General features: G+C 43.5%; 14 protein-coding genes. 10 read left to right on the top strand and 4 right to left on the bottom strand.

Annotation, left to right across the window (positions count from 1 at the left end):
• Positions 1-21 precede the first annotated feature (21 nt).
• Positions 22-357 (bottom strand): pyrimidine/purine nucleoside phosphorylase, encoded by a 336-nt coding sequence (locus tag I3249_RS04320; protein ID WP_057757729.1) that lies wholly within the window; start codon positions 355-357, stop codon positions 22-24.
• Between the two features lie 764 nt (positions 358-1,121).
• Between I3249_RS04320 and recN the strand changes: the two genes are divergently transcribed.
• The 7 genes from recN to I3249_RS04285 all read left to right on the top strand — a co-directional run bounded on the left by recN (position 1,122) and on the right by I3249_RS04285 (position 6,525).
• Positions 1,122-2,801, top strand: a complete 1,680-nt coding sequence (recN, locus tag I3249_RS04315) for a DNA repair protein RecN (protein WP_238068799.1) — start codon at positions 1,122-1,124, stop codon at positions 2,799-2,801.
• A gap of 167 nt (positions 2,802-2,968) precedes the next feature.
• Positions 2,969-3,532, top strand: a complete 564-nt coding sequence (locus I3249_RS04310; protein WP_101204671.1) for a YqgE/AlgH family protein — start codon at positions 2,969-2,971, stop codon at positions 3,530-3,532.
• 50 nt (positions 3,533-3,582) lie between these two features.
• Positions 3,583-4,152 (top strand): Holliday junction resolvase RuvX, encoded by a 570-nt coding sequence (gene ruvX, locus I3249_RS04305; protein ID WP_269137211.1) that lies wholly within the window; start codon positions 3,583-3,585, stop codon positions 4,150-4,152.
• 86 nt (positions 4,153-4,238) lie between these two features.
• Positions 4,239-4,733: a hypothetical protein gene (locus I3249_RS04300; RefSeq protein WP_238068796.1), complete on the top strand. Its 495-nt coding sequence runs from the start codon at positions 4,239-4,241 to the stop codon at positions 4,731-4,733.
• 83 nt (positions 4,734-4,816) lie between these two features.
• Positions 4,817-5,143 (top strand): sulfurtransferase TusA, encoded by a 327-nt coding sequence (gene tusA / locus I3249_RS04295; protein WP_238068907.1) that lies wholly within the window; start codon positions 4,817-4,819, stop codon positions 5,141-5,143.
• Between the two features lie 66 nt (positions 5,144-5,209).
• The gene (gene xerD, locus I3249_RS04290) at positions 5,210-6,148 is read left to right on the top strand and encodes a site-specific tyrosine recombinase XerD (RefSeq protein WP_238068794.1); all 939 of its coding nucleotides are present in this window, start codon (positions 5,210-5,212) and stop codon (positions 6,146-6,148) included.
• A gap of 38 nt (positions 6,149-6,186) precedes the next feature.
• Positions 6,187-6,525, top strand: coding sequence for a DUF3817 domain-containing protein (locus tag I3249_RS04285; protein ID WP_238068791.1), 339 nt, complete (start codon positions 6,187-6,189; stop codon positions 6,523-6,525).
• 63 nt (positions 6,526-6,588) lie between these two features.
• Here the strand turns inward: I3249_RS04285 and I3249_RS04280 are convergent, their stop codons facing one another.
• A complete protein-coding gene (locus tag I3249_RS04280; protein WP_238068789.1) occupies positions 6,589-7,032 on the bottom strand; it encodes a PH domain-containing protein in 444 nt (147 codons plus the stop codon).
• 241 nt (positions 7,033-7,273) lie between these two features.
• Here I3249_RS04280 and I3249_RS04275 point away from each other — a divergent pair, with 241 nt between their 5' ends.
• The gene (locus tag I3249_RS04275) at positions 7,274-7,882 is read left to right on the top strand and encodes a methyltransferase (RefSeq protein WP_101204678.1); all 609 of its coding nucleotides are present in this window, start codon (positions 7,274-7,276) and stop codon (positions 7,880-7,882) included.
• A 120-nt stretch (positions 7,883-8,002) separates the two neighbouring features.
• Here I3249_RS04275 and lptG read toward each other — a convergent pair whose 3' ends face one another.
• Positions 8,003-9,211, bottom strand: coding sequence for an LPS export ABC transporter permease LptG (lptG, locus tag I3249_RS04270; RefSeq protein ID WP_238068788.1), 1,209 nt, complete (start codon positions 9,209-9,211; stop codon positions 8,003-8,005).
• On the bottom strand, positions 9,211-10,527 hold the full coding sequence (gene lptF, locus I3249_RS04265; protein ID WP_238068786.1) for an LPS export ABC transporter permease LptF: 1,317 nt from the start codon (positions 10,525-10,527) through the stop codon (positions 9,211-9,213). The genes lptG and lptF overlap by 1 nt, the downstream gene beginning before the upstream one ends.
• Before the next feature lie 493 nt (positions 10,528-11,020).
• On the opposite strand from lptF, the gene I3249_RS04260 reads away from it, so the two are divergent.
• Entirely contained in the window at positions 11,021-11,638 is a 618-nt protein-coding gene (locus I3249_RS04260; protein WP_238068785.1) for a cysteine hydrolase family protein, read from the top strand.
• Positions 11,639-11,863: 225 nt separating this feature from the next.
• A complete protein-coding gene (locus I3249_RS04255) occupies positions 11,864-13,519 on the top strand; it encodes a leucyl aminopeptidase (RefSeq protein WP_238068782.1) in 1,656 nt (551 codons plus the stop codon).
• Positions 13,520-13,521: the final 2 nt, after the last annotated feature.

The following is a 13,521-nucleotide window of genomic DNA, read 5'->3' as shown; positions in this document are numbered from 1 at the left end:
TCGAGCGCCCTATTAATAATATCAGCCTTCTAGATGACAGACATATTGAACAATCTCTTCAGTACGTAGGTTAAAACCGCTATTGCCTTCAACGACAAATGATTGACCTGCACGGTAGTAGCTGAATTCATCATCACCATTGATCTTCACTTCACACTCACCACTAGTGATTTCGATACGCTCAGAAGTATTAGTGCTAAAGTGATAATGCTCAACCAAGTTGTCACAAGGTAAGATCACGCCTAGCGTTTTATGACGACCATCCTCAAACATAATGGTATGGCTTGAGCAGCGACCATCATAAGATACTGTCGCTTGGGCATTAACTGTTACGTTAGTAAATTGCGCCGCTGTCATAGTGGCTTCCTTATCAAATAATTATGGCAAAACTAAAAAATAAGTAACGGGTTAAAGTACTGACAGAGTTGCACTGGGCTTCAAATACGCGACCAGTAAGCAAACACGCCTGCTTTAGATACTTTATCCCTCTATAGTAGATATCTGCGCGCTAAAGGTAGCCACAGGTTCTATGAAAACGCTTTTGAATAATGATTGAGTGGCATATTTTTACCACTATACGCCTACAATTTTACAAAATTATGACTCGTTATTAGGTTGCATAGCGCATCAAACTCATAAGAAGAGTTTATCATTATGTGAGATTATGCTACCACATTATATCTATAAAGTTTGTTAAAGCGACTAGGAAAATGCTATTTGATGGAAAGTATCTACTCACTCATTTCATATTTATTTAGTATTTTTCTAGGCGGATGCTAGGCCACTAACTTAGGTATATTTTTATCATTATCAGTCAAAATACTTCTTCGCATACTATGCTTATCTTTAGATATCCAATGACCCTAATGATTAACATTATAGATATTATGTTGATGATTTATTGTCAGTTTTTAATAGTTTTATGGTAATCTCCCAATAATAAATTCTGTTATACCTCGTCTTAAAGTTTGTATTTACGCACATTTAACACCATACTATTTGCCTACAATATTTATCTAATTAGCAAGTTTAAATAGATATTTTCACTTCCTTATTTACCCTATTTATAGATGGCTTCCTAAGATTTATATGATGTCCATTGTCTGTCCTGAGAGGCGTTGATGCTAGTATCGTTAACTTTACATCAGTTTGCGTTGATTGCTCAGCATGAGCTGAGCGTGGCTGAAGGTTTTAATGTCATCACTGGTGAAACAGGTGCTGGCAAGTCGTTATTGCTAGATGCACTATCACTGTGTGTCGGTGAGCGAGCAGACAGTGCGATGGTCAGGCATGGCGCCGTGCATGCAGATATCTACGCTCAATTCGATGTAGAAAATAACAGCGTCGTCGCTGAGTGGTTTGCCAAAAACGATCGACCGCTAGAAGAGCCTGAAGTACTTATTCGTCGACAATTAAGCAATACTGGTCGCTCAAAAGCATGGCTAAATGGTTCACCGGTTAGCTTAGCGGAGCTAAAGAGTTTAGGCACTTTATTGGTCAATATACATAGCCAACATGCTCAGCAAGCATTGCTCAAGCCGCAATTTGTGGTGCAATGGCTTGATGAGATGGCCCAGATAACACCGCTAGCCATCCAAACTGCCAGTAGCTATCAAGCCTATCAGCAGCTAAAACGTCGCGCGGACGACATCGCGAGCCGCGAAGCCCAGCGTCAAGATCGTATTCAGTTGTTGCAAAGCCAATTAGCAGATATTGCGCCGTTATTGGCTGTGGACTACGCAGAAGTTGAATCTGAACACGAAGAGCTCTCCAACATTGAAGCCTTAATGCAAGAGGCCAGTCATGGTCTCCATTTGCTCGACAATGATACCGATGAGCCAGACGTCATGACCTTACTCGGGCAAGCAATTAAACTCTGCGACAATCAAGTAAGCGTCAGTCAAACGTTTGAACAAGCTTCTGAACAGCTCCATCTAGCACAGCAGCAAATCACTGAGGTGACTGCCCTGCTATCAGATTATGCCGAACAGCAGCTACCTGATCCTGAACGCTTGCAAACATTAGACAACCTAATCAGCTTAGGACATCGTCTGTCACGTAAGCATAGCTTGCCAGCGAGTGATTTAATTGATGAAGCAAAAGGCTGGGAGGCGCAATTAGAGCAGCTAGAGAACGAGCCAAGTAGTGATGCAATGGCAGCGCAAATTGAGCAGGCTTGGCAAGACTATCTCGCTCTGGCCACACAGCTAAATAAAGAGCGCACAAAAGCTGCTCCGATAATTAGTAAGCAACTCATCAAACAACTACAACCGCTTGCGCTACCCAATGCTCGCTGTGAATTTGTCTTTACCAAAAAAACCGAACCTAGTCAGTACAATGCCCAAGGTTGTTTCGATATTGATTTATTATTCAGCGCCAATGTCGGTATGCCAATGCAGCCTCTACATAAGATCGCCTCAGGTGGTGAACTGTCACGTATGGCGCTCGTGATGCAAGTACTACAAGCGACCAATGCTGATAACAATGCCGCCAAGCCTATGCTAGTATTTGATGAGGTCGACGTTGGTATTAGTGGCGGTACTGCGCAAGTGGTTGGCGAACTGCTACGCTCGCTTGGGCAAACACAGCAATTGCTAGCCATCACACACCAAGCACAAGTCGCAGCGCAAGCGCATCAACATATCTTGGTACAAAAGCACCATCAAGAACAGACCGAAAGCGAGCTACTCATACTGACCAACAGTGCGCAAGTAGACGAGCTGGCGCGTATGTCTGGTGGTGTTATTATCACTGATGTCACGCGCGATCATGCCCGCAGCTTATTATCCGATGTTAAATAATGCTCTATTTGACCTATCTAACGTTAAATAATCATTCGTTTTCATCAAAACGGATGGTTAGCTGAGTCTATATGATGGTCAGTAGCAATTGGTGTGAATCTTGCTTTTCTATTGATTATCACCATATAGTGGTCTTTCACCCTTATTATTAGGTTGCGTTTGTTTCTATGTCTAAAACCAATTTGACCCATCATTTTTTGATTGCAGCACCAGAGCTGTCAGACCCAAGGTTTGAGCAGGCACTTATATATATTTGCCGTCATGACAAGCATGGTGCGCTAGGTCTGATGGTCAATCGTCCGCTTGAGCAATCTCGCGTAGGTAAGCTGCTAGAAGATTTGGATATTGAAGTGACCAATCCGCAGGTGATGGAAGATGTGGCTTTAGAGGGCGGTCCTATGTATCCGGAGGTTGGCTTTGTGCTGCATACTGGTCAGCCAGAATGGGCCTCTTCTTTTGCTATTTCAGAGAACGTTTGCATCACGACTAGCCAAGATATTCTAAAGCGTATTGCCGCAGGCCAAGGTGTTGGTCATTATCAACTGTGCCTTGGACATGCCAGTTGGGGCAAAAAACAGCTAGACCAAGAGCTCAGTAATGGTGACTGGTTAGTCTGCCCTGCTGATCTGAACTTATTATTTGATACACCGTTTGAAGAACGCTGGCAAATCGCAGCCGACAAAATCGGTGTCAACTTTGACTATCTTAGTAGTGACATAGGTCATGCGTAATATCATACGCTCTGCAAATTTAGATAAAGACATAAAGGACACCCATTACTATGGTAGATAGCACTTTTACAGCCAGTAGCACAGACGCTATAGATAATGACATTGATATTGACACTCTCGATAGCAATAGCACTGCTGAAACTATCGAGCCAGAAGTAAAGCCGCATCTTATCTTGGCGCTAGATTACGGCGTCAAAAAGATGGGTATGGCGCTCGGTAATACCATCACACAGACGGCGCGTGCCTTTGACATTTTGGCAATGAATAACGGCCAGCCAGATTGGGACAATCTAATTGGTATCATCAAAATCTGGGGCGTGGCGCAAGTCGTGGTCGGTCTACCGCTTAATATGGATGGCACGAGCTCCATGCTCTCAAAACGAGCACACAAATTCGCTCGTCGTCTAGCCCACAGAGTGATGGAGCAACATCTGCCAGTGACCGTATCACTGTGTGATGAGCGGCTGACTTCAATCGAAGCAAGAGAAATCGCATGGGACAATGGTTGGATCAAAAACGAACGCGACCCAATCGATGATATCTCCGCTTGTATCCTAATGTCGACCTATTTTGCTGATCCTAATAGCAGTATCGCTATCGATGCAATCAAAGCAGAATAAAGCAGCCAAATAGGTAAAAGACACGTGTGCGGCTATAATGTCACTTCGATACATAATACCTCTCAACGGATAAATGACTGATTACTATGACCACTGTCTCAGACCAATCTTCGCAACATAAGTCGCAACATGGTTTTGCTCCACTTGCTATTGCCCGTATTAAAGGCGCCCAACGTGCCAACCAAATAGCGATTTATCTCATTTATGCGGCTATTTTTGCATTTGTGGTCTTTGGCACGATTGCTAGTATCAAAGCTTTCCATGACAACCAGCTGCTTTATCAGTTATTTTACAATTTGCCCTACGCCCTGGTAGCCCTCACGATACCCATTACTATTTATGATGCATTGGTCGTTTATCGTTATCGCTTAAACCAACCATCGATGATTGCCATGAGTATTGGTGTATCAACCATTATATTGGTTGGTGGATTAATTTTTGCCGATACTGCATGGTTAGGACTATCTTGTTGGCTGGGTGTGGCATTCTTATTTAAAGTAAGCTTTAAGCGGTTTTTTAACTTTTTAGAAGTAGCTGATACGTCTGAAGCCGATGAAGAGACTGAAAGTACTGAAGCGTAGACGATCTACAAAGTACGCCGCGATAAGCAATTAAGCAAACTACTCATCCTCAAATTCACTTATTTAGCTTTACAATAATGACTATGACCACTTCTATGCCAGACACGCCTATCCACCATCACTTAGATACTCAAGGGCTGATCTGTCCTGAGCCCGTCATGATGCTACACCGCGTCATTCGCAAAGCAGATGGCGGTGAAGTGATTGAAATATTGGCGACAGATCCGGCTACCACGCGCGATATTCCGAATTTCTGTCGTCATTTAGGTCATGAACTAGTAGGCCAAGAAACACTGGCTGAAAACGTGAGCTTAGACGCTGATCCTGACGAAATCACCATCGATAGCGATGATGATACGCCTGCAAGCGTAACGCTATATCGCTATCTGGTTAAGAAAAAAACGGCATGATAGATTTGGCATTATTTTAATAACTGTCTGTCATTGCTAACTTAACCCCTATCTGAGTATTATCCTATGAGTCGTGATCGCGCCGTGCAACAACGACAGCCTAAAGCATTGGCGGTCGATGATGAGCCAGCTTACATGACTGAGTTTCGTCAAGCCATGCTGGCACGTGGTCTAGCGACTCGTACTCGTAATGCGTATGTCCGCGACCTGCGCTCTTGCGAGCTGACCAATCCTATTTCCCTGACACGTTGGCAGCCTGATGACGTGCTGCACTGCTTATCAACCCTGACTCAAGAAGGCAAAACCCCACGTACCCAAGCACGTATGCTCTCAAGCTTGCGTCAGTTTTATCTGTGGATGATTGCCAGTAATCTGCGTGAAGACAATCCTTGTGAGCGTATCAAAAGCCCAAAGCTGGGTCGTCCATTACCAAAAGACTTAGCCGAGGCTGATGTCGATAATCTACTTGCCGCGCCTGATACCAGCACTGCACTCGGACTGCGTGATAAAGCCATGCTAGAGGTGCTATATGCGTGTGGCCTACGTGTGAGCGAGTTGATTAATCTCTCATTAGAACAAGTGAATCTAAACGCTGGCTGGCTACAAATAACGGGGAAAGGCAATAAAACCCGACTGGTGCCACTCGGCGAATATGCAAACGATGCGCTAGAAGATTATCTAACGCATGCTCGTGGTGATTTGATTGCGCATTTGAAGTCAGGAAATTGCCAAGCGGTGTTTTTGACGGCGCAAGGTGGCTATATGACACGGCAGAACTTTTGGTATTTGCTTAAGAAATACGCCAAAGTCGCCAGTATCGATAAAGAGCTGTCACCGCATACCCTGCGCCACGCTTTTGCTACCCATTTGCTGAATCATGGTGCAGACTTGCGCAGCGTGCAGTTATTGCTAGGGCACAGTGATTTATCAACCACGCAAATCTATACTCACGTGGCGACAGCAAGATTGCAGAAGCTGCATGCAGAACACCATCCGCGAGGTTAGGATTTAATTTTTATGAATGATCGTTAGAGGACTAAACTGTGTTGCAAGCTCAACCATCTACTCTGCCTACCCTAACCGAAAAGCAAATTTTTGCCCTCAAAAAACTGACCATCATGGGTTATTTAGAAGGCACTTCTTTTTTATTGCTGCTGGGTATCGCGATGCCACTCAAATATATGTTCGATATTCCAGAAGCGGTAAGCTATGTCGGTCCAGTGCATGGGGTATTATTCGTTGCCTATGCCATAGTGCTGATCATCACCGCGGGTAGAATAAAAATGCCACTGTGGGCACTACCTGCAGGTGTGCTCGGCTCGTTTTTGCCATTCGGACCATTTATATTTGATCATTTATTAAAGAAAAGTTTGAGGAAATAATTTCAAGAGAAATTCACTATCAGGAACGATGTATAGCTGAATCCAGCTAACGATAATGCTATTCTATTCGCCTGCTTCATCTATCGCTATACTTGGATTACGTGCCTGTATCTCCCGATAAAAACGTAACTTGTCTTTTGGTGAGATTAGTATTTCTTCATTTTTATATACTATTTTAATCCTATCCAGTGATAGTGCTGGCGCAGAACTCATACTTCGAGTCGGCGTAATATAGATGATATCTGTAATCTCAATTTTTTGAACAGAAAACCCACTATCTACTTGTAGCTGTTCGTTCGTTAATATGTACTGAGTACCGAAAAAAGGGATAAGCATTAGTGCTGCAAAAGGTATGAGAATAACCGTCATTAATATGGTTTGTATGAGGGATTTGTGAGCACCTCGCTGCCACTGCCATAATGGAACAGACACAGTAAATAAACCCAAACCCCAAAGTAACAGTGCAAGCCAGAAGTCTACTTTAGATACGAATGTAATGTCTGGCATAAATAATACTTAGCAACTATCAGGTTAAATTTGATTCTATATTAAGCGTTACCTCTTATCTAATATCTCTAGCATTTTGTCTTAAAAATTTTTGCGATACAGCAAAATGCAGTTCTAGAAATAGATAGCTGCAAACCCATCCTTTTCTCGTTACAATACCCTTATTAAAGTGCGTCATGATATACATGCTGCCTAAATGGGCTGCGCACTACCTTTTACCTATCTATTATCCGAGAATCCCATGAGCCATAGACCACCTGCTGACCTATTAAAAAATGCCGAACACTGGCGCGAAGATATCAATTTTCGCCAAGAAGTGCTGGGTAAGCCATTTGATTTTGCGACCACGTGGGGCATTTTTTCGCCGCAAAAACTCGATGACGGTAGCTTGATGCTGCTTGATTATGTGGATTTTGAGCAAGATGATGATTCGATTGATTTGGGCTGTGGTTATGGTGTACTTGGTATGACGGCAGCGCGTGAATGTCCGAATGGTCAGCATACGCTGATTGATAAAGATTTTATGGCAGTAGAATACGCACGTCGTAACTGTGAGAAAAATGGTCTAAACAATGTCGATGTGCATTTATCAAATGGCTTTAATCATGTGGCAAAAGATAAAGACTTTAGCCTTGTGATGTCGAACTTGCCAGCCAAAGTCGGTAAAGAGCAGCATTATTTATACTTCCTCGATGCCTATGCACGCATGCGTAAAGGTGGCCGTTTTTATGTCGTCACCATCAATGGCCTGCGCCAATTCGTGAAGCGCTCGTTTACCGAAGTGTTTGGCAATAGCGATAAAATCAAGCAAGGTAAAACCTATACAATTACGATGGCGACCAAAGACTAGTTTTAGCTTTGCCTGATTGAGTTTCGGCCATTTAAACTGAGGCTCAAATTGAAATCGACATAAAAAAGCACGCTAAATTAGATTTAGCGTGCTTTTTATTTGGTATGACCAACTGTCTTTTTACATCTGGCGTTTTATCAAATATCCACCCAATAGCGCGCTGCCGATAATCGGCAATAGCACCATAAGCATCGGTGAAAAGCCTGTCGCTAGCGATACAAATCCGACTAAGTCCTGAATATAGCTAAATAGTAGACCAAACAGCAATGCCACGACGATACGCAAGCCTAAGCTGTGCGTCCGTAGCGAGCCAAAGACAAACGAGCAAGCGACGATCACTAGCGACAATATCGATAATGGCGATAGTAGCTTTTGCCAAAATGCGACTTCATGATCTAAAGAACGATTGCCCTGTTGGCGCATAAACGTGCGATGCTCATACAGCTGCGTCAATGACAAATCCTCTGCCTTACGCGTTAGCAGATACACAGACTCTGGGGCAAAAGGTAAGCTTAACGTATCTGATGGTGAAATAGCTTGGCTACTCTCAAATCCCTGATTGATAGAGAGCTTAACCATATCGTTTAACTGCCACTCGTAGCGATACTGCTCGCTTGGCTTTTCACTATTTACATCAATTGGTTCACGGCCAGTATACTTTCCACCTTCCGCATGGACAGCAGTTTGCAAATTGCCATTATTATCCAAATGCCAGCGTTTCACCTCGCCAATGTTGCCTGCGACATCAGCATAATCAATATATAAAACATCGCTACCATCAGGTGTAGCACTGCCATCTGCTGCGGTTTCGAATCGTGGCTGTATCGTCCAGTAGCCGCGTACTGATGTGACCAATGAGGTGCTGTCTTCATCATTAATCTGTTTCGCTAATTGGTTAGAAGACGGTAGAACGAACTGATTGATAGCCAAGGCCAACAGTACAAATATCAAAGCGGGCTGTAATACCCAGCCGACGATACGATAGATACTGACCCCAGCCGCGCGCATGACGACCAGCTCGCTTTTATTGGCCAGCAAACCCAACCCTATGACAGCACCCAATAGCGCACCCGTTGGGATAAATTGCTCTAAAAAGTAAGGCGAACGATAAAAGATATATTTGAGCGCCTCACCCATGGTGTAGTTATCGTCTAACGAATCAAGCTCTGATAAGTAAGAAAAAATCAGCTGTAATGCCCACAAACCAATGACGGCAGCGATAATAGCCAATAGAGCATTAAGTTTGACATAACGACTAAGGACTTTTAGATTGGCAGGTTTTTTGGCCAATTGATCAGACTTGGCTGACTTAGCAAATAAAGAGCGCATTAAGACTGCCCTCCTTGTGAGCTGTTGTTATGATTATCGATGTCGCTAACTGAGTCAGTTGCAGCAGCGGCTAGCCTGTTTTCTTGTTTGCGAAAGCGCAATCGATGTTGCACACGGCTACCCCAATTCATATAAAGCGCCAAAGCCATAAATCCTACAATCAGCCATGCATAAGCCCATACGCTGATGCTGTCTTTGCTCACTGCGTTTTTGAGCGAGATGATACCTAGTGCACAGCTGACAAATAATAAGATAGAAGGAAATAAGCGCAGCCAACGTCCTTGACGCGGACGCACTTGCGCCAGTGGCACGGCCAACATAGGCGCGATAATCATCAGCCATGGTAGCGCCAAACGATAGCCAAGCTCACCTTGTGCAGCGCGCATTGCATTATTCGTGCCTGATGGTGAGCTACTCGTGGCGGCTTGCCATAATGGTCCAATCTTTTGCGTTTCAATATTATCTTCGGTGATAACTTCCTGTGAAGACTCAGTCAAGGTAATGCGATAACGATCAAAAGCGACTTGATTATATTTGAGACTGCCTGCGCCAACTTCGTAACGACGTCCTTGGAACAAATCCAACTGAGTCACGCCGCTATTGCCAGTATCTACTTGCTCAGCACGCTTAGCCAGCGTGATAGTGTCTTTGCTAATGTCCTTTGCACCACTATTTATAATGTCTTTTGGGATATCAGAAATGCCAATTTGTTCGGCCGTCTCGCTGTCAATCGTATTATTCATATCAGTAGCAGTGGCACTAGCATCGACATCTTCAGCAGTACTACCTTTTTTCGCAGGTTCAGATTGGATCAAGATCACATCTTGCAGTTTTTTCTTATCATCGCTGAGACTACCCACATACAAATGATAATTACCGCTACTGATAAACTCGTTCGGACGAATCAAATCAAACGCACTGGTCAATGCTTGCTGCTGCCACACAGCCTCAGACGAGCGAACACCCCAAGGTTTACCAACGACAGATAGCGCCGCCTCGCCGACGAACAATGCCAATATTAATGGTGTCATCAATCGAGCAAGCTTACCTCGAGACACGCCACTAGCATTAATTACTGCCATTTCTTGATCGACATATAAGCGGCCAAATACTAGCATCAAAGCAATAAAGAATGCTAACGGTAAAATGAGCTCTAAAAAATATGGCAGGTTATACCCAATGATCGTAAACAGTAGGCTGACGTCCAAACGACCTTCAGCAGCGATGCCAAAATAGCGTATCAAACGACCACCAAGCATCATCACTACCAAAAACCCCAACACTAAGGCAGTGGTCGAGGCAACTTGTTGTGTCATGTAGCGGCGTAATATCACAATGGGTACTCTTAAACGGTTGGTATGCGCGCGATTGATGATGAGCTTATTGAATGTTTAGATCATGCAACGACATATCATCAGCATGATATGAGTCATGTACATACTCAAATAACGATAAACGTTACTAAGCGACTGGTTAGTCATACTCAATAAACACAAGCGACAGATATAACCGCTAATGCTAGCATGTTTTGCCCAAAAATGGCTGTGAAATGTGTTTGAAAACATTACCTACACCTTGCTAAGAGCGCATTATTGACAGTAATTACTGAATATAGCAAATATTGGATAAATAATTGCTATAACCTTAAATTACATCAAATTGATAGTATTTATAGCGCTAAGTTTTTACTTTATTTATTTTAGAAAGGTTTGTTTGTCATTCGTATCATCGAACATTTCTCTCTGTTATTAATTGCTAGACTGACTGATAGAAAAATATACTTATATTGTCAAACGGAGAATAATACTAATGAATAAAACGACCTCTACACCCTCTACCCTACTTGAGCTCGCTGGCGTCACTTTTGATGCGCTTGATTGGTCAAATTGCACGCTGGTTCTTATCGACTATCAAAACGAATACGTCGATGGCGCTATGCCATTAGGGGACGCTGGGGCAAAAGCCATCGCCAATGCGCGCCTAGTACTCGATAAAGCGCGTCAGCAAGATTTACCTATCTTTCACATTACCCATCATGGTGCCGAGAATGGCAATGTCTTTGATCCTCTATCAGCTAACGTTGAGATCGTCGAACAGTTGCAGCCGCAAGATGGCGAAACAGTGATTGCCAAAAAGCATCCGAATGCCTTTTATGATACGCAATTACAATCATTGATCTCAGCAGCAGACAAGAAGCAGATTGTTTTTGCGGGTTTTATGAGTCATATGTGCGTCAGCTCAAGCGTCCGCGCCGCATTTGATTTAGGTTTTGATAGTTTTGTCTGCCATGATGCCTGTGCCACTCGCGATCTACCGAGTGCTACTAGAGAGCCGATAAGCGCTGAAATCATGCATGATACTGCCATGGCAGCACTACAAGACAGATTTGCCGCGATGGTAACGACCGATGAATTGGTCAATGGCTAATATGTTGGCATCATCGAAAAATGATAATGTAACCGCTAAACCATAGCGTAAGTTAGCACAGCATAATAATTCAAACGTATTACCCAAGACTTGATAACTGCGCACGATTATCGCAATATGCTACACTACTGTGATTGCTCAACAGACCAAATAATTTAATAATCTGACAGGTATAAGCAGTCATACAAATCCTGCAATTTTCATAACTCTAATAAGGATAACTATATGAATATCAAATTATCTCAGCATCTACCAAAGACTCATACGCAAAAAATCTTGAAAAAAGAAGCCAAAAGTAAAGACGATGCTTGTCTGGTTGTTTTAGTCGATGACAAGAAAAACATTCTGGCTAAATCTGTACTAAGCGAATATACCGCTCGTATTGAGCAGTTGATTGAAGTATCACATTTCAAGGGTGCTACCTGTGAGACTGTTGCTGATTATGCGCTGGCAGGTGATAAGAAAACCACTAAGCAAAACCCTGTACAACTGCTATTGGTCGGTGTAGGTAACACTGATAAGTTTAACAACACCGTACTGCAAAAAATCGCCAATACTATCTATAGCAGCACTCAGAAGCGTGTGTCTTCTATCACTGTCGCATTGGGTGATGCACTAGAAGAAAACCATTTTGGTCAATTTGCCCTTAATCTACTGGCAGCGAGCTACCGCTTTGACAAGTATAAGTCTGAGCAAGCAAGTCCTGTATTGACCGATGTTTATCTATTAGCGGATGAGTCACTACAGCCTGCACTTGCCTTCGCTCAGTCAGTATTTGCTGGTCAGAGCCTGACTCGTGATGTAGCAAATGAACCAGGTAACATCTGCTTCCCAGCTTATATGGCTGAACAAGCTCAAGAGCTTGCGAAAACGTATCCTGACCTATTAACCGTGAAGGTACTAGGTGAGGACGAGATGTCAGCGCTAGGTATGCATTGCTTCTTAGCCGTTGCACAAGGCTCTACCAAAGAAGGCAAGCTTGTGCTCATGGAGTACCGTGGCAAATCAGAATTTAGTTCAAATGCAGGTACTACCGAACAAACCACTAGCAACGCAAAAGTGAGTGGTCTAAAGGCATTAGCCGATAAACTACCAACCAAAAAGTCAGCTAAAAATGCAAGCAAAAATAGCAATGACAATGCACAAGCGACCAATGACGACGCACCTATCGTATTAGTCGGTAAAGGCGTAACCTTTGACTCAGGCGGTATCTCAATCAAGCCAGGTGCGGCGATGGATGAGATGAAGTTTGACATGGGTGGTTCAGCATCAGTACTCGGTACAATCAAAGCGTTGTGCGAAGCGCGTCTACCGATCAACGTCGTTGGTGCGCTAGCCTGTGCTGAAAACATGCCATCAGGTGATGCAACACGTCCAGGCGATATCGTTAAAGCAATGAATGGTAAATCAGTTGAAATCTTGAATACTGATGCTGAAGGTCGTTTAGTACTAGCAGATACCTTGTGCTACGTGCAGCGTTATCAGCCAAAAGCCATCATCGATGTTGCCACTTTGACTGGCGCTTGTGTGGTTGCGCTAGGCCATGTTCGTTCAGCTGTATTTAGTAATGATGAAGATGTGCTGTTTGATTTAGAAAATGCCAGCAACCTATCAGGCGATCTTATTTGGCATATGCCTTTAGATGATGAATATCAAGCTCAGCTTGATTCACCAATCGCTGATATGCAAAACATCGGTGGTAAAGGTGCTGGTGCGGTAACTGCCGCCTGCTTCTTATCGCGTTTCATTGAAGAAGGTCAAGCATGGGCGCATTTAGACATCGCTGGTACTGCATGGAACTCAGGTAAAGACAAAGCAGCCACTGGTCGTCCTGTGCCATTGTTTATGCAATATCTAAAAAACAGCGCAGAGATGGCTTAATC

The sequence above is a fragment of the Psychrobacter sp. Ps1 genome (genome assembly GCF_022129425.1).
Taxonomy (GTDB): Bacteria; Pseudomonadota; Gammaproteobacteria; order Pseudomonadales; family Moraxellaceae; genus Psychrobacter.
Note: the sequence above shows the minus strand (reverse complement) of the source record. Positions and strands in the feature narration are given on the sequence as shown.